The sequence below is a fragment of the Streptomyces sp. R-07 genome, from assembly GCF_049913175.1.
In the GTDB taxonomy this organism is placed as follows: Bacteria; Actinomycetota; Actinomycetes; order Streptomycetales; family Streptomycetaceae; genus Streptomyces.
Genome location: NZ_CP183978.1, coordinates 7,277,104 through 7,296,084, shown reverse-complemented (window position 1 = coordinate 7,296,084; position 18,981 = coordinate 7,277,104). Strand labels below are relative to the sequence as shown.

The 18,981-nt window shown below is 72.7% G+C and carries 17 protein-coding genes; 8 read left to right on the top strand and 9 right to left on the bottom strand.

Annotation, left to right across the window (positions count from 1 at the left end):
* Nucleotides 1-223 precede the first annotated feature (223 nt).
* On the top strand, nt 224-1,960 hold the full coding sequence (locus ACN9M0_RS33295) for an FAD-dependent monooxygenase (protein ID WP_426404737.1): 1,737 nt from the start codon (nt 224-226) through the stop codon (nt 1,958-1,960).
* Here the strand turns inward: ACN9M0_RS33295 and ACN9M0_RS33290 are convergent.
* Together ACN9M0_RS33290 and ACN9M0_RS33285 are read right to left on the bottom strand one after the other, a co-directional pair.
* Entirely contained in the window at nt 1,937-3,586 is a 1,650-nt protein-coding gene (locus tag ACN9M0_RS33290; RefSeq protein WP_426404736.1) for a glycosyl hydrolase family 8, read from the bottom strand. The two genes, ACN9M0_RS33295 and ACN9M0_RS33290, sit on opposite strands and share 24 nt — an antisense overlap.
* Before the next feature lie 108 nt (nt 3,587-3,694).
* Entirely contained in the window at nt 3,695-4,747 is a 1,053-nt protein-coding gene (locus tag ACN9M0_RS33285; RefSeq protein WP_366042137.1) for an AI-2E family transporter, read from the bottom strand.
* A gap of 227 nt (nt 4,748-4,974) precedes the next feature.
* On the opposite strand from ACN9M0_RS33285, the gene ACN9M0_RS33280 reads away from it, so the two are divergent.
* Nucleotides 4,975-5,673 (top strand): hypothetical protein, encoded by a 699-nt coding sequence (locus tag ACN9M0_RS33280; protein ID WP_426404735.1) that lies wholly within the window; start codon nt 4,975-4,977, stop codon nt 5,671-5,673.
* Here the strand turns inward: ACN9M0_RS33280 and ACN9M0_RS33275 are convergent.
* From ACN9M0_RS33275 to ACN9M0_RS33265, 3 genes are read right to left on the bottom strand one after another with little or no spacing between them, the layout of a single operon-like run.
* Nucleotides 5,633-6,262, bottom strand: a complete 630-nt coding sequence (locus ACN9M0_RS33275; RefSeq protein WP_426405361.1) for a 4'-phosphopantetheinyl transferase family protein — start codon at nt 6,260-6,262, stop codon at nt 5,633-5,635. The two genes, ACN9M0_RS33280 and ACN9M0_RS33275, sit on opposite strands and share 41 nt — an antisense overlap.
* A 31-nt stretch (nt 6,263-6,293) precedes the next feature.
* Nucleotides 6,294-6,524, bottom strand: a complete 231-nt coding sequence (locus ACN9M0_RS33270) for an acyl carrier protein (RefSeq protein ID WP_366042125.1) — start codon at nt 6,522-6,524, stop codon at nt 6,294-6,296.
* A gap of 30 nt (nt 6,525-6,554) precedes the next feature.
* Complete coding sequence (locus tag ACN9M0_RS33265; protein WP_366042126.1) at nt 6,555-7,427, bottom strand: hypothetical protein; 873 nt, start codon at nt 7,425-7,427, stop codon at nt 6,555-6,557.
* Nucleotides 7,428-7,808: 381 nt separating this feature from the next.
* Between ACN9M0_RS33265 and ACN9M0_RS33260 the strand changes: the two genes are divergently transcribed.
* From ACN9M0_RS33260 to ACN9M0_RS33245, 4 genes are read left to right on the top strand one after another with little or no spacing between them, the layout of a single operon-like run.
* Entirely contained in the window at nt 7,809-8,915 is a 1,107-nt protein-coding gene (locus ACN9M0_RS33260; protein WP_426404734.1) for a phytanoyl-CoA dioxygenase family protein, read from the top strand.
* The gene (locus ACN9M0_RS33255) at nt 8,897-10,213 is read left to right on the top strand and encodes a DUF6271 family protein (protein WP_426404733.1); all 1,317 of its coding nucleotides are present in this window, start codon (nt 8,897-8,899) and stop codon (nt 10,211-10,213) included. Before ACN9M0_RS33260 ends, ACN9M0_RS33255 begins: the two co-directional genes overlap by 19 nt.
* Complete coding sequence (locus ACN9M0_RS33250; protein WP_426404732.1) at nt 10,210-11,937, top strand: condensation domain-containing protein; 1,728 nt, start codon at nt 10,210-10,212, stop codon at nt 11,935-11,937. Before ACN9M0_RS33255 ends, ACN9M0_RS33250 begins: the two co-directional genes overlap by 4 nt.
* 1 nt (nt 11,938) lies before the next feature.
* Complete coding sequence (locus ACN9M0_RS33245) at nt 11,939-13,204, top strand: MFS transporter (protein WP_366042130.1); 1,266 nt, start codon at nt 11,939-11,941, stop codon at nt 13,202-13,204.
* On the opposite strand, the gene ACN9M0_RS33240 is transcribed toward ACN9M0_RS33245, so the two are convergent.
* Nucleotides 13,191-14,012 (bottom strand): sulfite exporter TauE/SafE family protein, encoded by an 822-nt coding sequence (locus tag ACN9M0_RS33240; protein WP_426404731.1) that lies wholly within the window; start codon nt 14,010-14,012, stop codon nt 13,191-13,193. The two genes, ACN9M0_RS33245 and ACN9M0_RS33240, sit on opposite strands and share 14 nt — an antisense overlap.
* 84 nt (nt 14,013-14,096) lie before the next feature.
* Between ACN9M0_RS33240 and ACN9M0_RS33235 the strand changes: the two genes are divergently transcribed.
* Nucleotides 14,097-14,864 carry an AraC family transcriptional regulator gene (locus tag ACN9M0_RS33235; RefSeq protein WP_426404730.1) on the top strand — a complete coding sequence of 256 codons (768 nt, stop codon included), beginning with the start codon at nt 14,097-14,099 and terminating at the stop codon, nt 14,862-14,864.
* 23 nt (nt 14,865-14,887) lie between these two features.
* Here the strand turns inward: ACN9M0_RS33235 and ACN9M0_RS33230 are convergent, their stop codons facing one another.
* A complete protein-coding gene (locus ACN9M0_RS33230) occupies nt 14,888-16,174 on the bottom strand; it encodes a ricin-type beta-trefoil lectin domain protein (RefSeq protein ID WP_426404729.1) in 1,287 nt (428 codons plus the stop codon).
* A 122-nt stretch (nt 16,175-16,296) separates the two neighbouring features.
* Nucleotides 16,297-17,454, bottom strand: coding sequence for an alginate lyase family protein (locus ACN9M0_RS33225; protein WP_426405360.1), 1,158 nt, complete (start codon nt 17,452-17,454; stop codon nt 16,297-16,299).
* Nucleotides 17,455-17,736: 282 nt separating this feature from the next.
* On the opposite strand from ACN9M0_RS33225, the gene tpx reads away from it, so the two are divergent.
* The gene (gene tpx, locus ACN9M0_RS33220; RefSeq protein ID WP_366042134.1) at nt 17,737-18,237 is read left to right on the top strand and encodes a thiol peroxidase; all 501 of its coding nucleotides are present in this window, start codon (nt 17,737-17,739) and stop codon (nt 18,235-18,237) included.
* A 273-nt stretch (nt 18,238-18,510) separates the two neighbouring features.
* Here the strand turns inward: tpx and ACN9M0_RS33215 are convergent, their stop codons facing one another.
* Complete coding sequence (locus tag ACN9M0_RS33215; RefSeq protein ID WP_366042135.1) at nt 18,511-18,921, bottom strand: Fur family transcriptional regulator; 411 nt, start codon at nt 18,919-18,921, stop codon at nt 18,511-18,513.
* Between the last annotated feature and the right edge of the window lie 60 nt (nt 18,922-18,981).

Below are 18,981 nucleotides of genomic sequence, written 5' to 3'. Positions count from 1 at the left end.
TCGTGCACCTCTTGCCAGGGGGTGTGCAGACGGGTGGTGGGAGTGATCAGTTCGAGCATGTCCGCGACAGTACCGGTCCCGGGCGTCCCGCCCGCCGGACGGCCCCGTGCCTGGCCCGCCGTACCGCTCGCCGAAGCCCTCACGCCCGGACGGCCGTACACCGCCCGAGGCCCCCGCGCCCGGACGGCCGTACCGCTCGCCGACCCGGTGGCCGCGGGTGACCATGGGACACGGGATCCTGTCGGGGGGCGAGCCAGTGCTGGAGGCACGCGTGGCGCACCACCGCACCACCACCGACGTCCTGATCGTGGGCGCGGGCCCCGTCGGCCTGAGCGCGGCCGCCGAGCTGCGCCGGCAGGGCGTGCACTGCCGGCTCGTCGACCGGCTGCAGACTCGTCTCCCGTACGCCAAGGCGGTCGGGATCCAGCCGCGGACCCTGGAACTCTGGGACCGGATGGGCCTGGTCCGGGCCGTCCTGGAGGCCGCCGTGCCGCTGCGCGGCCAGCTGGCCTACGTCGACGGCCGCGAGCAGGGCCGCATCGAGCTCGCGATGCCGTCCGAGGTGGCCTACGGCTTCGCCGCGCTTCCGCAGTACGAGACGGAGCGGCTCCTGGAGCAGTACGTCGCCCGCCTGGGGACGGTCATCGAGCGGGGTACGGAGCTGGTGTCGTTCACCCAGGACCGGGACGGGGTCACCGCGCGGCTGCGCACGGCCTCCGGTGCCGACGAGGAGCTGCGGGTCCCGTACCTGATCGGCTGCGACGGCGCGCACAGCGTCGTCCGGAAGGGGCTGGGGCTGTCCTTCGAGGGCGGCGCGTTCCAGGAGGAGTACATGCTCGGCGACGTCGTGGCCGACTGGGACCTCCCCCACGACTACGCCATCCGTTCGACCCGCCTGGCCGCAGACGGCTCCACCGGTGACGGGCTTGTCTGCATCCCGCTGCCGGGGGCGGGGCGCTACCGGATGTCGATGAAGCTCCCGCCGGGCCTCGCCGCTTCCCTGGGGGCGGCGCCTGCCGCGCCGGACGGTGTGGCGCACGGCCTGGAGGGTGGCCGGGTCCCTTCGCTCGCCGACCTCCAGGCCGTCGTCGACCGGCTCGCGCCGCGCCCGGCCCGGCTGTCCGGACTGCGCTGGTCCTCGGTCTTCCGCATCAGCCACCGCATCGTCGACCGTTACGGCCGGGGCCGGGTCTTCGTGGCGGGCGACGCGGCGCACATCCATCCGCCGACCGGCGCCCAAGGCATGAACACCGGTGTGCAGGACGCCTGCAACCTGGCCTGGAAGCTCGCCCTCGTGGTGCGGGGCGAGGCGGGGCCCGCACTGCTCGACACGTACGACGCCGAGCGCCGCCCGGTCGGCGAGGAGGTCGTGGGCCGGACCGTTCGGCACGCCGTACGCGGGATCGAGGCCGATCCGGAGGACCGGCGGACGCTGCTCCTGCGCGAGGCGCAGCTGCTCGTCGGCTATCGGGGCGGTCCGCTCTCCGGCGCTTCGTACGGTCCGGAGGGCGCGCCGCAGCCAGGGGACCGGGCGCCGGACTGCGCGGGCCTGAGGACCCCGGTCGCCGGCTATCCGCTGCGGCTCCTCGATGTGCTGCGGGGCCGAGCGGGGCACGTGGTGCTCCTGTACGGGTCGGGCGGGGCCGAACTGGCCGGGGCCGCCGCCGCGGCGTGGACCGTCGGCGGCCTCCCGGCCGTCGCGATCCTGGCGGCCGACGCGGAGGGCTCGGCCGGGCCCTCCGCCTGGCCCGAGGATCCGTCCGTGCCCGTGTACCGCGACGCCGCCGGGGAGTTCGGGCGCCTCTATCTCCCCGACGGCGCCACCGGTTTCGTCATCCGCCCCGACGGGCAGCTCGGCGCCCGCTTCCCGCTCGCGGGTACCGCCGCCGCCCTGAGCGGATATCTCAGGGCCCTGTCCGTGCGGCGGGACACCCCGCTACGGGACCCAGTGGTTGCCTGAGGCCGTGATCATGACCTGGAGCTGGATGCTGGCCGAGAAGTAGCTGCTCGTGTCGACCGGCGTCGCCACCATCTTGTTCCACAGGGCGTCCAGCCAGGCCTGGCTGCCGGAGTCGGTCATCGCCGCCACCGCGAACGGGGCGAAGAAGGCGGCCTCGCTGCCCGAGGAGATCTGGGTGCCGTTGAGCTTGTAGCCGACGGCGATCTTGTTCGGGTCGCCGCCGGTCTTCGTCCTGATCCAGCCGTTGAGCTTCCGGGCGGCGGCGAGGGAGCCGGCGTCACCGCTGGTCACCGCGTCGTCGGCGATGCGCCAGGGGGTGCGGCAGGCGTTCCACCAGTAGGCGCCGTCGTTGGGGTCCTCCAGGACCTGTCCCGGGGCCGGCTTGGGCGTGGCGTCGGTGTCGACCACGAAGTCGGGCAGGAGTCCGGTGCCGGAGGCGTAGGTGGACTGGAGCCGGGAGATCTGGGTCTGGTGCGCGGTGCGCACGGCGTCCCAGGTCGTGTCGCCGGAGGCCGTACGGAAGGCGCGGAAGTGGTCGACCATCCAGTCCGAGGTGCGGGTGATCCAGTAGTACTGGTCGCCGGAGCTGCTCCAGTCGCCGAGCTTCAGGAGTCTGGTCGTGGGGTTGACCTCGTCCTTCTTGATGGCGGCGATGTGCTTGAGCGCGAGGTCCTTGTAGTTGTACGTGCCCGTGCTGCCCCACTGCTTGTCGGCGAGGAGCAGGCCGTAGGCCACGTCCATGTCGCCGTCGGTGGCGCCGTCCCCGCCGTTGACGCTCTTGCAGGCGGTGTCCTGCTCGGCGGCGAGGAGGTTGGGGTTCACCGAGGACGGGTGGTCGATCTTCCACTTGACGAGGCCGTCGAAGATCTTCTTGGCGTCGGGGTCGGCGCCCGCCATGGTGGCGGTGACGACCATGCCGTAGCCCTGCGCCTCGGCGACGTAGGGGTGGTCGGCGTCGGGCGAGATGACCTGGTACCAGCCGTTGCCGCAGTTCTGCCGGACGAAGGCGGCCTTCCACTTGTTGTAGTAGTCGACCACCTTCTGGTCGAGTGCCGCCTGTGTGCCGGAGGGCTTGAGCATGCCGGCCGCGTAGGGCTTGAGGTGGCTGCCGAAGGGGACGGCCGGTCCGCCGGTTCCTCCGCCGCCGGTGGTGGGCGCGCCGTACACCTCGAACTCCCAGAGGGAGTAGCCGTACGGCGTGCCGCGCCCGGTGCCGTACATGCGCACGTACCGGCCGCTGCCGGAGACCGTCAGGTCGTCGGTCGCCCCGTCGCCCGCGGTGGTGGAGTAGACATCGGTCCAGGTCGACCCGTCGGTGGAGGTCTGGATCCGGTACGTCTTGCCGTACGCGTCCTCCCAGTTGAGCCTCACCCGGGAGATCGTGTGGTTCGCCCCGAGGTCGATCCGTATCCACTGCGGGTCGACCCCTTCGAGGCTCGCCCAGCGGGTGGCCGTGTTGCCGTCCACCGCGAGGCCGGGCCCGAAGGCCGAGGTCTCGACGGACGAGGCCGTCACCGCCTTTCCGCCGGACACCAGGCCGTCGGCGGCCTGCGCCTGCGGCAGGACCGTCAGGGGCAATGCCAGCAGACCCGCGAGCCCGAGAAGCGAGGCGCTTCGTCGACGCATGTCAACTCCCTTTCCCTCCATGGCCAATGGTTAGGAAGTATTCCTAACCATTGGCCGGGAGAGTAGAGAGGCCGCAAGTCCGGCGCAAGACCCCGTGCACGGCGGAACTCAGCGGCGCGCGGCCCGGAGCGCCGTGTGGACCGACCAGAACACCGAGACCAGCGGCACCGCCACCACCGCGCCCACGACACCGGCGGCGATCGAGCCCGCGACCACCGAGATGGCCACCACCAGCGGGTGGAGCCGGACCGCCCAGCTCATCACCAGCGGGTGCAGCAGATGCCCCTCGATCTGGCCGATGATCACGATCAGGGCGATGACGATCCCCGCCACCAGCGGGCCCTTCGAGGCGAGCGCCACGACGGCGGCGATCCCGAGGGCGATCGGCGAGCCGATCAGCGGGACGAAGGCGGCGAGGAATTCGAGGAGGGCGAGCGGCACCGCCAGCGGGACGCCGAGGGCCCAGAGGGCGATGCCGACGAGCACGGCGTTCGTCGCGGCCACCAGGACGATGCCGTGCGTGTAGCCGGTGAAGGTGCGCCAGGCCGCGCGCCCGCCGATGCCGACCCGGCCGCGCACCGACCTCGGCAGCTGTTCCTGGAACCAGGACCAGTGCCGGTCCCCCGAGTGGATGAAGAACACCGAGGAGAAGAGGCCGAGGACCAGCGTGGCGACAACGGCGACGACGTGGCCGGCTCCGCTCACCGCCGTACTGAGCAGGGCGGACCGGTGGCTGGAGAGGTAGTCCCCGATCTTGGACTGGAGCTCGGAGAGGGTGCCGGGGTCGAGGCGGAACGGCGGCCGCTCCAGCCAGTCCTCGATCCGGCCGACGCCCACCCGGAACTCGCGCACGAGCGTCACCCGCTCGCCCGCGACCGCCTCGCCGACCAGCACGAGCACCCCGAGGACGAGCGCGATGCTGCCGAGCAGGGTGACGGCGACGGCCAGCGGGCGGGGCAGCGGCCGGGCTACCAGGTCGGCGACCGGCCGGAGCAGCGCGGTGATCACCAGGCCGAGGAAGAGGGCCACACCGATCTCGTGGAAACGCCCGAGCACCGCGAACAGGCTGTAGACGAGGAGGCCGACGGCGAGCAGCCGCCACGCGTAGGCGGCGGCCGTACGGAGGAAGGGGGAGACCGTCGGGGGTGTGCCTGGCTGCATGGCCATCGACGTACCACCCCCGGCTCACCGGGCCACGCCCGAGGCCACGGATTCGCCCGACCTGGGCGCGGCATTCGCCCGTCCGGTGCCCGAAAGGCCCCCCCGGGGAGATCTCGGACCTGTCGTCAGGATCACAGCGCCTCTGCGGGAAAGCCCGCATGACCGGGCGCCGGCCGCGTGCAGAATGGGCCCCGAATCCGGCGTCTTCACTCTCGGGGGAACGTGACGTGCCCAGACTGAACCGGTGGTGCCTCGTCCTGGCCGTGGCCGCACCCTTCGCTCTCGCGGGCTGCAGCAGCGCCCCGCCCCCGCTGGAGTTCGGCGCGGCGCAGCCGTCGGGCCCGAAGCTGGCCGCGCAGCCCGCTCAGAACGGCTCGCTGCCGCTCGCTCAGTGGCCGAACGCCTGCGAGGTGCTGAGCGATACGGAGATCCGGGCGATCCTCCCGCAGGCGACCGACTTCCAGCGGGACCCGGTGAAGGTCACGATCATCAACTTCAACCCGCTGTCCGAGGCACCCGCCGACACGACCGGTGACGTCCCGGCGGGCGGCTGCGAGTTCAAGTTCGGGCTGCCCTCCGAGTACGAGAGCGAGCACAACAGCAGCGTCAAGGTCACCTTCACCGCCATCGCCGATCCGGCGCTCGTGCGGCAGAACTACGCCGAGGACCTCAAGGACGCGCGCGAGCGGGCGGCCAAGGGCACGTACAAGAAGGAGTTCCGGGACCTCGGCTCCTCGCTCGGCACCGAGGGCTGCTTCCTGCCGGACGTCTCCGACGGGCCCACCTGCCACCAGGGCGCCTACCAGTTCGAGGTGAGCGGCCTGTCCACGGCGGACGGCGTCGGCGAGTACCCGCAGTCGGAGCGGAACTGGAGCGAGAAGGTCCTCACCCAGGTCGTCCGGACGCTGGGCCCCCGCATGCGATGACCGTGACCGGGCCGGCGCCGGCGACCGCCGCGACGGCCGACCGGTCGTGGTCGGTCCATTCCAGGACCCGCGTGCCCTCCTGACCGCCCGCCTTGAACCGGGCCTCGCCGCGCACCCAGAGACGGAGCAGCGCCGCCGCCGGGTCCGGTCCGGCCGCCGCCTCCCGCAGTTCCGCCTCGGGCAGGAGCCGCCGCAGTACGGGAAGGGGGCCGGGCCTGCGCCCCGCGGGCTCGACGTCGACGCCGACCGGACCGGGGCCGACGGCCGCCGCTGCCAGACCGTCGGCGTGACTGAGGCTGACGCCGACCCCGGGCCGGCGGCTCAGGTGGGGGCGCCCGTGCCCGTACCGCCGGCAGCCCTCGCAGAACTGGTCCGGACCCGACTCCGCCGGGGGAAGTCCGGTGAACCGGGCGACGCACAGCCGGACGAGGAGACGCGCCGCCAGCACGTCGTCGCGGCGGCTCGGCACCCGTGTCCGGTCGAGCCGCTCCCGCTCCCAGGGGGCGAGCAGGCCCTCGTGCAGTTCGGGGTGGTCGAGGACCTCCCCGGTGGTCGCCACGACGGCCAGGGCCGTCACCGGCGGGGGCATCGCGAGGCGGATCTCCGTCAGGGGCGAGGGGTCACTTGGCGCCACTCAGGAACTGCTCCTGGACGCGGCCGATGGTGCGGAAGTCGTCGATGGTGACTTCCTGGAGGTCGATGGAGCTGCCCGAGAGCTCCTCCAGGAGGTCGATGAACTCCAGGAAGTCCATGGAGTCGATGAGCCGGGCCTCGATGAGGTCCTCGTCGGCGTCGATGGGTCCGTCGAGGCCGGGGTTCTTCTCGTGGAGCCACGCGGTGATGGGGTCCATGGGGTGCTCCTTGCTGTGCCGGGGTTCGTCTTACGCGGGGAGGTGCGGGGCGCGGGCGTCGCGCAGCCGGTCGAGCGCCTGCTCGGGGGTGCCGTGGGCGAGGATCATCGCGTGCACCCAGCGTTCGACGCCGAAGGCGACGCAGGCGCTGTACGCGGGGCCGTGGGAGCCGGCGCGGATGTCGAGGCGCTCGCCGAAGAAGTTGCGGTGCCGGTTCACGGAGGCGATGGCCGTGCCGTCGGGGGCGCTGAACTCGTGCTTGACGGGGTCGAGCGCCATCAGCCGGGCGCGGGAGCCGCCCTTGTCGTAGAAGGGGTCGTCGGCGACGGCCCGGTCGAGCGAGAGGCCGAGGCGTCCGGCCAGATCCTGGATGAACTCGGCGCCCTGTTCCAGGTGTTCGAGCGAGCCCTGCTTGGTGCCGAGGTAGAGGACCTCGCGCATGTGGAAGCCCCACAGGCGCCGCAGGCCGTCGTAGTGGGTCTCGTTCCGGAAGCAGCGGCCGGCCGCGGAGAGCCGCAGTCCGCTCTCGCCGACGTCCCGGCCCTCCAGGGAGAGCAGCAGGCCGTAGCAGGTGGCGGAGGGCAGGAGGTAGCCGGTCGGCCGGAGCGGCAGTTCGCCGGGGGCCTCTCCGGTGGCGAGGCCGTCGAGCGCGTCGGGGGCGAACCGGCCTGCGGAGACGCCGAGATGGGGGAAGTTGCGGAAGAAGTCGAGGCGCGCGAGGCCCTCCACGGAGAGCAGCGGCGGGCCCACCACCTCGGGGGCGGAGAGCTGTGCGGCCAGACCGGTGAGCAGTTCGTCCAGGCCGTGGAGCAGCGCGGTGCGGACCGGGTCCAGCGTGATCAGGCCCGCGCCGGGGCTCTTCAGGCCGCCGTCCGGCAGGGCCGTGGTGATGGGTGTGCTCATGGAAACCGCTCCCTCTGGGCGTGGGCGAACAGTCAGGGCGTGGGGTCCTCGTCGACCACGGCACGGCGAAGAAGCCGCCTGATGCTCCATCAGGGACCGGACTGCGCATGGGGACCCTAAGCCAGCTCGTCGACGGTTGTCTAGACCAAAGCCGCCAGGCGGGCCGCGCGTCGCCGCACGAGCAGTCACGTCTCACCGGATTCGCAACTCCGGATATCGAGATGCCACTTGACAAGCATCCTGGTCTAAACCAATTCTTCTTCAGCGGCGTGGCCGTCCGACCACCGGCCACCGCCTCCGTCCATCCGTGCCGTCCGCCACCGGCCCTCCGCCGAGGGTCGCCGCGTGCTGCCCACCGGCCCCCGCCTCTGGAGCGACCACATGACGACACCCGCCCCGCACCGCCCCGCCCGCCGGCCGTATCTGCACCGGGCGGCGTCGGACCTGCCGTACTTCAGCGCGGACGGCGAGTCCTACCTCGCCCAGACCACCCTGCGGGAGCTGAAGAAGTCACGGCCGCTGCGGGTGCTGTCCGAGGAGGACTTCGCCCACTGGCAGACGTACGGCTACGTCATCGTCCGCGAGGCGATCCCGGCGGAGGCCGCACGGCGCCTGCTCGACTTCACCTGGGACTTCCAGGGCCTCGACCCCGAACGGCCGGACAGCTGGTACGAGGACCGGCCGTTCCGCTCCGAGCTGGACCAGCAGCTCCACGTGTACGGCTTCGTGGAGGCGTACCACCACCAGCTGCTCTGGGACAGCCGCCAGGCCCAGCGGGTCTACGACGCCTTCGTGGACGTGTGGGACTGCGAGGAGCTGTGGGTCACCCAGGACCGGCTCAACCTCAACCCGCCCAACGTGCGGAACCGCGACCGCGCCCTCATCGAACCCACCGACCGGGGCTTCGACATCGAGCTGCACTGGGACATCGACACCACCCTCGGCGTGCCCCCGCAGCGGGTGCAGGGGATCATCGCGCTCAACGACACACGGCCGGAGTCCGGCGGCTTCCAGTGCTGCCCCGAGCTCTTCCGGCGGTTCGAGGAGTGGAAGCTCGGCCGGCCCGAAGACCGGGACCCCGTCCGCCCCTCCGTGGACCGGGCGGAGTTCCCCGTCGTCCGCCCCGATCTGCACCCCGGCGACCTGCTGATCTGGAACGGTCTCCTCGCCCACGGCGTGGCCCGCAACACCTCGGCGGACCAGGTGCGGGCGGTCCAGTACCTGTCGATGATGCCGGCCCTGGAGGAGCACGCGAAGCTCCGGAAGTCCCGCGTCGAGTCCTGGCGGCACCTGCGCACCCCGCGCTGGAACCGCACCCTGGTCGGCGACCCCGTCCTGCACGAGTCGAAGCGGTACCCCACGGCCGCCCTGAACGAGCTCGGCAGCCGCCTCCTCGGCCTCACCTCCTGGAAGGACAGGGACGGCGCCGCGCCCGCAGACTCGGACGGCGCCACGAGCGAGGAGTCGGCGTGCGCCGCATCTGCCTGACCCTGCCCACCCACCGCGCCTGCGCCGGGACGATCCGGGCGGTCGCCGAGGAAGCCGCCTACGGCGCACGGCACTTCGACGCCGAGGTGCACCTGCTGATCCTGGACTCGTCCGGGGCCCCGGACCTCGCCGAGCACCGCCGCACGGTGGCCGCGCTGCCCCGCGTACCCGGCGTGGTCGTCCACCACCTCGACGAGACCGGGCAGCGGAACTTCCTGCGCGAGGTGATCGCCCGCTCCGGCGCCGCCGAGCCGGACCGGCTGCTGGGCCTGATGCTGCCCTCCCGCGTGTCCTACGGCGCCTGCACCAACCGCGCCTTCCTCTTCGCGTCGGCCCTCGGCTGCGCGTCGGTGCACCGCAGGGACTCCGACAGCCGCTACCAACACCTGGGCGAGGAGCCCGTCTTCCCCCTCCACCACGAGCTCACGGCCCTGGGCCGGCGGGCCGCCGACGTGGCGGGGCTCGTGTCCCGGAGCAGGCTCGACCCCGCGTACGCGCACCGGCCGGTGGCCCTGGTCGGCGGCTCCTTCGTCGGAGAGATGTCCGTGGACGTCGAGGAGATCCGCCGGCTGGACCCCCTCGTGTACGAGGACGTCATCGGCCTGTCGGTCCCGGACGGCATTCCGGAGCTCTGGCGCAGGAACCTGATCGCCGAGTCGTTCCGGGGCGCCGGGACCGCCGCGTTCACCCGCGACCTGACCACGCTCACCACCGTCAGTCCCACCCGCGTCGACATGTGCAACATCGCTCTCGCGCGCGAGGTGTACGAGCGGGTGCCGCTGCCGCCCGCGACCGACACCATCGGCAGCGACTACTTCCTCCTCCATCTGGTCCACGACGCCCGGCTGCCCGGCGTGCTGCACAACCGGCACATCGTCAACTTCCATACGGGTGAACGTCGTTCCGACAGCGGATTCCTCGCCTACCAGCTGCGGTTCGCGAAGTTCCTGGTCTCGGCCCCGCACTTCCACTCCGTGTACGCCGGGACGGCGGCGGCCGGCGAGTCCCTGCTCGGCACCGGGGGCGAGCTCCGCGCCTCCGCCGTCGCCGGTCTCGTCCGGGAGAGCATCCGGCTCGACCGGGTGGAGAACACCGAGCGCCTCGACGTCGTCGACCGCTCCTACCGCAAGCTCGGCGGCCGCTACGCCGAGGCGGCGGACTTCCTCGCCACCCGCCGCGACCGGATCGTCGACGAAGTCCGCGACGAGATGGCGGAGTTCGCCCTCCTCATCGACGCCTGGGGATCCCTCGTGCGCGCGGGCGGGAACCACGAGCTGTCCTCGAAGGGCGCCGCATGACCAAGACGTACACGGTCACCGTCCGCTACGCGGGCGGTGAGGAGCGCCGGGGTCCCGTCACGATGGGCCAGGCCAACATGATCCGCTGCATGCTGAGGGACGAGCCCGAGCACATCAACATCCACGACGTGTGGCCGGTGCCCGAAGGAACCCCGACGGAGTCGGCGATCGACGCGCTGCGCGCCCTGGTGGAGCGGCACGAGGCGCTGCGCACGACGTTCCCCCACGCGCCCGGCGAGGCGCCCCGCGAGCAGGTCGTGGCGTCCGGGGGCGAGTTCACGGTCACGGTCCTCGATCACGAGGAGCCGCTCCAGGAGGCCGCCCGGTACGCGGAGTCCGTGGCCCGCCGGGACCGCGTCGGCCGCTTCCACCTGGACCGGGACTTCGGACTCCGGGTCTCCCTCGTCGCCGTGGACGGCGCACCGCTGTTCGTCGCCCTGGCCGCGAGCCACGCCGTGACGGACATCAGCGCCCTCTCCGTCCTGGAGGAGGACTGGCTCGCCCTCGTCGCCGGCCGGACGCTGCCCGCCGTCACGGCGTTCACCCCGCTCGGCCTCGCCGCCGAGGAGGCGACCCCGGGCGGGCTGCGGAAGGCCGAGGCGTCCCTGCGGCACTGGGAGCGGATCATCCGCACCGGCCCCCAGGCGATGTTCGCGGAGCCGGGTGCGCAGGGCACCGAGGTGGCGGCGGAGCAGCTGACGCTCCGCTCGCTGCGGGGCGCCCGGGCGCTCGCCCTCGTGGCGGAACGCACCGGAGGCCTGCCGTCCACGGTGCTCCTGACGGCCTGGTGCGCGCTCGTGGCCCACCGTACGGGCCAGTCCTCCTGCGTCGCCGCCGTCCCGACCTCCAACCGGTTCCTGCCCCGGCTCGCCCGCTCGGTGAACACCGTGTCCCAGGACGCGCTGCTCTCCCTCGACGTGCGGGTGCCGTCCTTCGACGCGCTCCTGCGCAAGGCGTGGGGAGCGGCGCTCAACGCCTATCGGCACAGCCAGTTCGACGCGGTCCGCCTCTGGGACATGATCGACGCCGTCACCCACGAGCGCGGCAGCCGCTTCGCCCGCGACGTCGTCTTCAACGACGTCAGCACCCTCCCGGCCGACCGGCCCGCGGGGGACGCCGACGGGCCCGCGCTCGAGGTGGTCCGGGGGCCGGTCCAGGTGCTGCCGACCCGCGTCCTGACCTTCGTCCACGAGACGGCGCCCCTGCTGCGGCTCGGCATGTGGGTCGACCCCGCGCTGTTCACGCCGGAGGAGGCGGAGGGCTTCCTCACGGGTCTCGTACGGCTCCTGGAGGCGGCCGCGACGCAGGACGTGCCGCTGTCTGCGCTCACCGAGGTGACGGGTGTCCGTCCGGTCGAGCGCGGTGCCGGGTGGCGCCGGGTGGACGGCTCGTGGGTGTCACCGGCGGAGGTGGCGGACGTCCTGAGCGGGGCGCTGGGAGGCGTACCCGTACACGTCGCCGACCCGACCTCGGACGAGGACGGGACCCCGGACGAGGAGGGGGAGGAGGAAGGCCTCACGGCGTTCCTCGCCTCGGGCGGTTCCCCGCTCACCCCGGCGGAGGCGCACGCGGCGCTGATGGACGCCCTTCCGGGCCGTCCGGGAGTGCTGGCCCCGCGCCGGTACGTGATCGTGCGGGACGCGCCGGCGGAGACCGACCGGACCAGTGCCTGGCTCGGGCAGCGGATTCTCATGGAAGGGGCCGGCCGGGACCGGCGCATGTGACATGACGACGAATGACGTGACCGTACAAGGGGAGCTGGACTCCCCTCCCAGCCCGTGGCGTTCGAGCCGCTTCCGGCTGTTCTTCGCCGCCCGCAGCACCTCGCTCCTCGCCGACGGCATGCTCATGGTCTCGCTCACGACCGCCGTGCTCGGCGCCGGGTACGGGGCGGCGGGGGTGGGCTACGCGCTGGCCGCGTGGATGGTGCCGATCGTCCTGCTGGTGCTGTTCGGCGGCGTGCTCGCCGACCGGTTCACCCCGCAGGTGATGATGGTCGGCGCCGACGTGGTGCGCATGGTGGCCATGCTGGCGCTCGCGTGGCTCCTCGCCGTCGGCGACATGCGGCTGTGGCACATGATGGCGCTGCTCGCGCTCAGCGGCGCGGCGACCGCCATGTTCCAGCCCGGTCTGGCGAGCCTGGTGCCCCGGGTCGCCGAGGACATCCAGCGGGCCAACGCGCTGCTCCGCATCTCCGAATCGATCTGCACCCTGCTCGGCCCCGGCCTCTCCGGCCTGCTCGTGGCGTACTGGGACGTCGCCGGATCCTTCGTGGTCATCGCGGCGTTCTACGCGTGCAGCGCGCTCGGCCTGGCGCCGCTGCGGAAGCTCGGCACGGCCCGGGACGAGAGCGACGACCCGATCTGGCAGCGCCTCGCCACCGGATGGCACGAGTTCCGGTCCCGTTCCTGGCTGTGGGGGGTCATCGCCGTGTGGGCCGTCTACGGCCTGTTCGTCTTCGGCCCGGCCCTCCCGCTCGGCGCGGCGCTGCTGACCGAGCAGCACGGCGCGAGCGGGTACGGGTGGATCGCCTCCGCCGACGGCGCCGGCACGATCGTCGGCGGACTGCTCGGCATGCGGGTCCGGCCGAGCCGCCCGCTCGTCGCGGGCGCGTGCGCCATGTTCTTCTTCTCGCTCAACCCCCTGGCGCCCGCGCTCGGATGGTCGTTCACGGTCACGGCGCTCACCGGAGTCGTGGCCGGTTGCGGGTTCGCCTTCTGGGGCGTCATGTGGGCGACGAGCGTGCAGTCGCACATTCCCCTCGCCGTCCTGAGCCGCGTCTCCGCCTACGACGTCGCCGGTTCGATCATGGTCATCCCGCTGGGCCGCGCGCTGTCCGGCCCGGCCGCAGACGCCGTGGGCGCCGACCGGGTCCTGCTCTTCTCCTCGGTCATGGGGCTCGTGCTGATCGCCGTCATGCTGTCGGTACCGGCGGTGCGCGCCCTGCGCCGGGCGCAGGGCGGGACGGACGACGGCCTCAGGGAGTCGTGAGCGCCATCGCGAGGGCCACCACGGCGAGCAGCCCGAGGTACGCGCACGCGTGGACGCGGTCCGGGATCCGGGGCGGGCGGCGGCGGAGGAGGGCGATGACCGGCAGGGCTCCGAGGAGCAGCGCCCCCGCCGCGTACGGGTCGACCAGGCCCACCAGGCCGGTGCCGGCCACCGTGCCGGCCACCGTGGCGGCCGGGGGCGGGGACCCGGCGAGGGAGACCGCGACGGCCGGGAGCGCGACGGCCAGGGTGAGCGGATTGGCCAGGGCCGTCGCCACCCGCATGGGGTGACCGGCCCGGCGCATCGCGGGGACGGTCATCACGCTGCCGCCGACCCCCAGGAAGGCGGCGACCGCACCGATCGGAGCACCGGCCGTGGCCGGCAGCGGCCGGGGCTCCCGCACCGGCCCCGCACCCGACCCGGTCGCGGTGCGGAGGAAGCCGGGGCGGAGCAGCAGGTCGAGGGCGGTCAGGGCGATGTAGACGACGAACGCCCAGCGGGCCAGGGCCGGCGGGGCGAAGCGTGACACGTACGCCCCGGCGGCGGCGCCCGCCGCGAGGAGGGTCAGCAGCGCGCCGCTGCCGCGCAGGGCGAGGAGCACATGCCGTGGGGTGACGGCCGTGGCGAAGGCGGCGGACACGAGCATCACCAGGGCCGAGGTGGCGGTGGCCACGGGGACGGCCGACGCGCCGAGGGCGGCGTCCGCCCACACCACGACCGGGACGGCCACGAACCCTCCGCCGAACCCGAACAAGACCGTCGTCGCTCCGGTGAGGAGCCCGATCGCCATCAGCATCACCACGTCCATGGGTCAAGATCACCAGGTCGGCGGTGGTTCCCGCATGCGAAGGTCGGCGCGATTCCTTCGCGTCTCGGCCAGTACGGTGGTGCGGTGAAGAACATCCCGCTGGACGACGTCGACCACCTCGACCGGGCCGTCCTGCCGATCGGCACCGACTACGCGGCCGGGCAGGTCCTCGACTGGCACGAGCACCGGCGGGCGCAGTTCCTCTACGGGGCGACCGGCGTCATGGTCGTCGACACCGCCGACGGCACGTGGACGGTCCCGCCCGAGCGGGCCGTCCTGATCCCGGCCGCCACCCCGCACCGGGTCCGGATGCTGGGCGTGAGCACGCGCAGCCTGTACGTGGAGCCGGGCGCCGTTCCGTGGTGGCCGGCCCGCTGCACGGTCGTCGACGTACCCCCGCTGCTGCGCGAACTGCTGCTCGTGTCCGTCGAGTTCGCGGCCGACTACAGTCTGTCGGGGCGGGAGGGCGCCATCGCGACCCTGCTGCTGCACGAGATCGCCGCGCGCTCCCCGCTCCCCTTCCACGTCGACATCCCCGCCTCCGCCGATCTCGCGGCGCTGTGCCGGGAGTACCTGGCCGCGCCGGACGCCGGTGTCACCAACACCGACTGGGCGGCCAGGACCGCCCAGAGCGAGCGGGCCTTCACCCGGCGCTTCCGCGCGGAGACGGGCGAGAGCCCCGCGGTCTGGCGGGCCCGGGCCCGGCTCCTCGCGGCCGTACCCCTGCTGCGTACCGCGACGGTCAGCGAGGTCTCCGGCCGGCTCGGGTACGCCTCCCCCGCCGCGTTCACGGCCGCCTTCACCCGGGCCTTCGGCCGGCCGCCGTCCCGCTTCGCGGCGGGGCGGGGCTGACGCACCTCCTGGGCTTCACCCGGTCAACGGGTCACCGTCCACTTCTGGTTGGCGCCGCCGGAGCAGGTCCAGATCTGCAGCCGGGTGCCGTTGGCGGAGCTGTTGCCGGTGGCGTCCAGGCACTTGCCGGACCGTGGGTTGACGATGTCCCGGGCGGTGTTGGCGGTCCAGCGCTGGGCCTCCGTACCGTTGCAGTCGTAGAGCTGGACCGGGGTGCCGTCGGCCGTGCCGGCGGCGGTGACGTCGAGGCACTTGCCGAGCGCGCGGACGGTTCCGTCCGCCGCCAGGGTCCACTGCTGGGCGGCGGTCCCGTTGCAGTCGTAGAGCTGGACGGGGGTGCCGTTCGCGGTGTTCGCGCCGGCCACGTCGACGCACTTGCCGCCGATCCCCGTGATCGGTCCGGAGGTGACGGGGCCGTCGGCGGTGGTGACGCGGACGTGGTCGACGACGAGCTGCTGCGGGAAGGCGGTCGAGCCGTCCGGGTCGCCGGGCCAGTAGCCGCCGACGGCGAGGTTGAGGATCAGGAAGAAGGGCTTGTCGAAGACCCAGGTCCGGCCGCCGAGGTCGGCGGGCGTACGGGTCTGGTAGACCGTGCCGTCCACGGACCAGCTGATCACGTCGGGCGACCAGTCCACGGCGAAGGTGTGGAAGGCGTCGGCGAAAACCTGTCCGCCGGGCAGGGTGTACGGGGCGCCGATGCCGCCGGAGCCGGAGTAGCCGGGGCCGTGCAGGGTGCCGTGCACGGTGGACGGTTCGAAGCCGACGTTCTCCATGACGTCGATCTCGCCCGAGTTCGGCCAGCCGACCTGGCCGATGTCGTCGCCGAGCATCCAGAACGCGGGCCACATGCCCTGGCCGCGCGGCACCTTCATGCGGGCTTCGACGTGCCCGTACCGCGTGGTGAACTTCCCGGCGGTGTTGAGCCGGGCCGAGGTGTACTCGCACCGGCCGTACCAGCACGCGTAGTTGCCCGGGTTCTCCTTGCGGGCGGTGATGACCAGGTGGCCCTGTCCGTCGAGTGCGGCGTTGCGGTTGCCGGCCGTGTAGTACTGCCGCTCGTGGTTGCTGACGTTGTCGCCGGTCTCGGTCTGCCACCGCGTGCCGTCCGCGGCGGAGCCTGCGGGGCCGTCGAAGTCGTCGGAGAAGGTGACGGCGGCCGATGCCGCCACGGGCCGGGGTGCTTCGGGGTGCCCGGCGGCCGGGCCGAGGGCCGCGACGGCCGCCGCGAGGGCGAGGGCCGTGAGGGCGGAGGACAGGGGTCGCAGGCGTGGGCGCAGGCCTGGGCGCAGTCGTGAGCGGGAGGAGGTCATGGGGGTCTCTTCCGTCGGCTGTGGGGGTGCGGCGGGACGGTCCACTTCGCCGCCCTCATGATTTAAGGAGTGAAGGAAGGGGGCGTCAAGATGTCTGCCGCCCCCTTCCGACTCCGTTGGTCTCAGCGGGGGTTGCCCGCGTGGGTGAGGGTCTCCCAGGCGACGAAGAGGTTGTTCGTGCCCGCCGGCCGGCCGGTCTCGGTGAGCTTCTGCGTGTTCGTCATCGCGTACCCCATGCGGCCGTGCAGCGCGTTGAAGCCCACCTCGGTGACGGGCCCGAGGTGGTCCTTGAGGGTGCCGCCGCAGAGCCAGGACGGGACGGGCTCACCGAGCTCGTACTTCGCCTGGAGCCCGAGCGCGTGGCGCAGCCGGTCGGCGACCTCGGGGTAGAGGTCCTGGCCCTGGATGCGGCTGGTCTCGGCGATGTGCGAGATCGCGGAGAGGCCGTAACCGGTGTGGGTGAGGTCGCGGCAGGTCTCCTGGGTGAGCCCGTCGACGAAGGTGGTCTGCCCCTGCCAGTACCGGACGAGCTCGTCGCGGGTGTCGAGCCCGCTGCCCGGCGCGGCCTTCGGCAGGGCCCCGTCACTCGTGAGGTAGATGTACGCGGGGACGCGGCCGCGGAACTTGGCGACGGCCTTGTCGTAGGCGGCGCGGTCCTCCAGGAAGACGGCGATGCCGATGGCGGCCTCGGTCATGCTGAGCTCCCAGTTGCCGTTGGACTGGGAGCCGTTGGCGACCTCGGGGAGGTAGACGGTGCGGAGCATGGTCGCGAAGCGGTCGACGCGGGCCTGCGGCCAGCCGGTGTAGGTGTACCGGATGATCTCGGCGGCACGCGGCCAGGAGGAGCCGGCCCAGCCCGTCTGGAGGGGAGCGTTGGAGTTGGTGTGGTCGGTGATCACGCCGGACCAGGCGTCCATGATCTCGATCGCCTTCTCGGCGTACCGGCTGTCGCGCGTGACGTACCAGGCGAGGGAGAGCGTGTACGCGGCGAGGGCGTCCTCGCGTTCGTCGGTGCAGCCGTAGTTCGGGTTCGAGTACGAGCCGCACTCGACGACCGAACGGGGCTTCGGGACCCGGGCGAGCGAGGCGTACCTGCTCGCCAGCATCTGGTCGAAGGCGCCCTTCCAGGGCTGCGCCCCGGCGGCGACCTGCTCCCGGGTGAAGTCGAGCTGGCCCCGGGAGACGAGGACGCCGGGGTGGACGAACGTGGTGGGGGCGGCCTCGGCGCGGCCGCCTCCGGGGGCGGCGACCAATGCGGCCAGGAGACCGGCGAGGAGCAGGGGGGCGGTGAACCATCGAGTCACGGAGTTACCCCTTCTTCACATACATGAACGAGTGAGGGCTGTCGAGGGTGGAACCTAAAGGTCTGCACCAGGGGCGTCAAGAAGGTTCGTTCGCGTGATACCCCGCCCCATGGATCGTCCGCGGCATCCACACACGGCGATCTTGCGTTCATGTTCGTGAATCGCCAGAGGAGGGGCAGGGTGGCCCGTGTCGTCGGGGCGGGTCTGCCTTCCGTACGATTCCCCACGTTGCCACTCATACGTCTGAAGGAGATCCCCATGGCCCAGGTCACGCTGAAGGGCAGCCCCGTGCAGGTCAACGGCGCTCTGCCGCTCCCCGGCAGCCAGGCCCCCGACTTCACGCTCGTCGCCGAGGGGCTGGCGGACAAGTCGCTCAAGGACTTCGCCGGTCAGCGCAAGGTCCTCAACATCTTTCCGAGCGTCGACACCCCGACGTGCGCCTCCTCCGTCCGCGCGTTCAACGAGAAGGCCGCGCAGCTGGACAACACGGTCGTGCTCTGCATCTCCGCCGACCTGCCCTTCGCCCAGGCCCGCTTCTGCGGCGCCGAGGGCCTCGAGAACGTCAAGAACCTCTCGACCCTCCGCGGCCGTGAGTTCCACACCAACTACGGCGTGGAGATCGCGGACGGCCCGCTGGCCGGCCTGACCGCCCGCGCGGTCGTCGTCCTCGACGAGAACGACACCGTGCTGCACGCGCAGCTCGTGGGCGAGATCGCCGAGGAGCCGAGCTACGACGCGGCGCTCGCCGCCCTGAAGTAGTCCCCGCGGAAGCAGGACACACGGAGGAGCCCTCCACCGAAGACGGTGGAGGGCTCCTCTCGTACGCGGTGACGGCCGGCCCGCCCGTACGCCGCGGCCAGGCCCAGCCCGCCCCGGACGCCATGGTCAGACGCAGCCCGTCCCGTACGCCGCGGCCAGGCCCAGCCCGTCCCGCACCCATCGGTCAGGCGCAGCCCGTCCCGTACGCCGCGGCCAGGCCCAGCCCGTCCCGCACCCCTCGGTCAGGCTCCCAGCCCGTCCCGTACGCCGCGGTCAGGCGCAGCCCGGGCAGAGGCCCCGGTACGTCACGTCCGCCTTCGACACCGTGAAGCCGAACCGCTCCGCGGGCGGCAGCACGGCGAGCGGGTCGCCCGCCGGGTGGACGTCGCGGATGATCCCGCAGTTCGAGCAGACCAGGTGCTGGTGCGGGTGGTGCGCGTTCGGGTCGTAGCGCTTGGCCCGCCCGTCCGTGGAGAGCTCCACGACCTCCCCCAGGGCGACCAGTTCACCGAGGGTGTTGTAGACCGTCGCCCGCGCGATCTCCGGCAGCCGCGCCACCGCACGCGCGTGGACCTCGTCCGCCGTGAGGTGAACGTGGTCCCCGGCCAGGACCTCCGCGACGACCCGTCGCTGGGAGGTCATCCGCCAGCCACGCGCGCGCAGTCGCTCCAGCAGGTCACTCATGTCTCACCTCATCGGCATAGGCAAACTTGGCGTGGTTCTTGACTTGGACAACGTCCATCG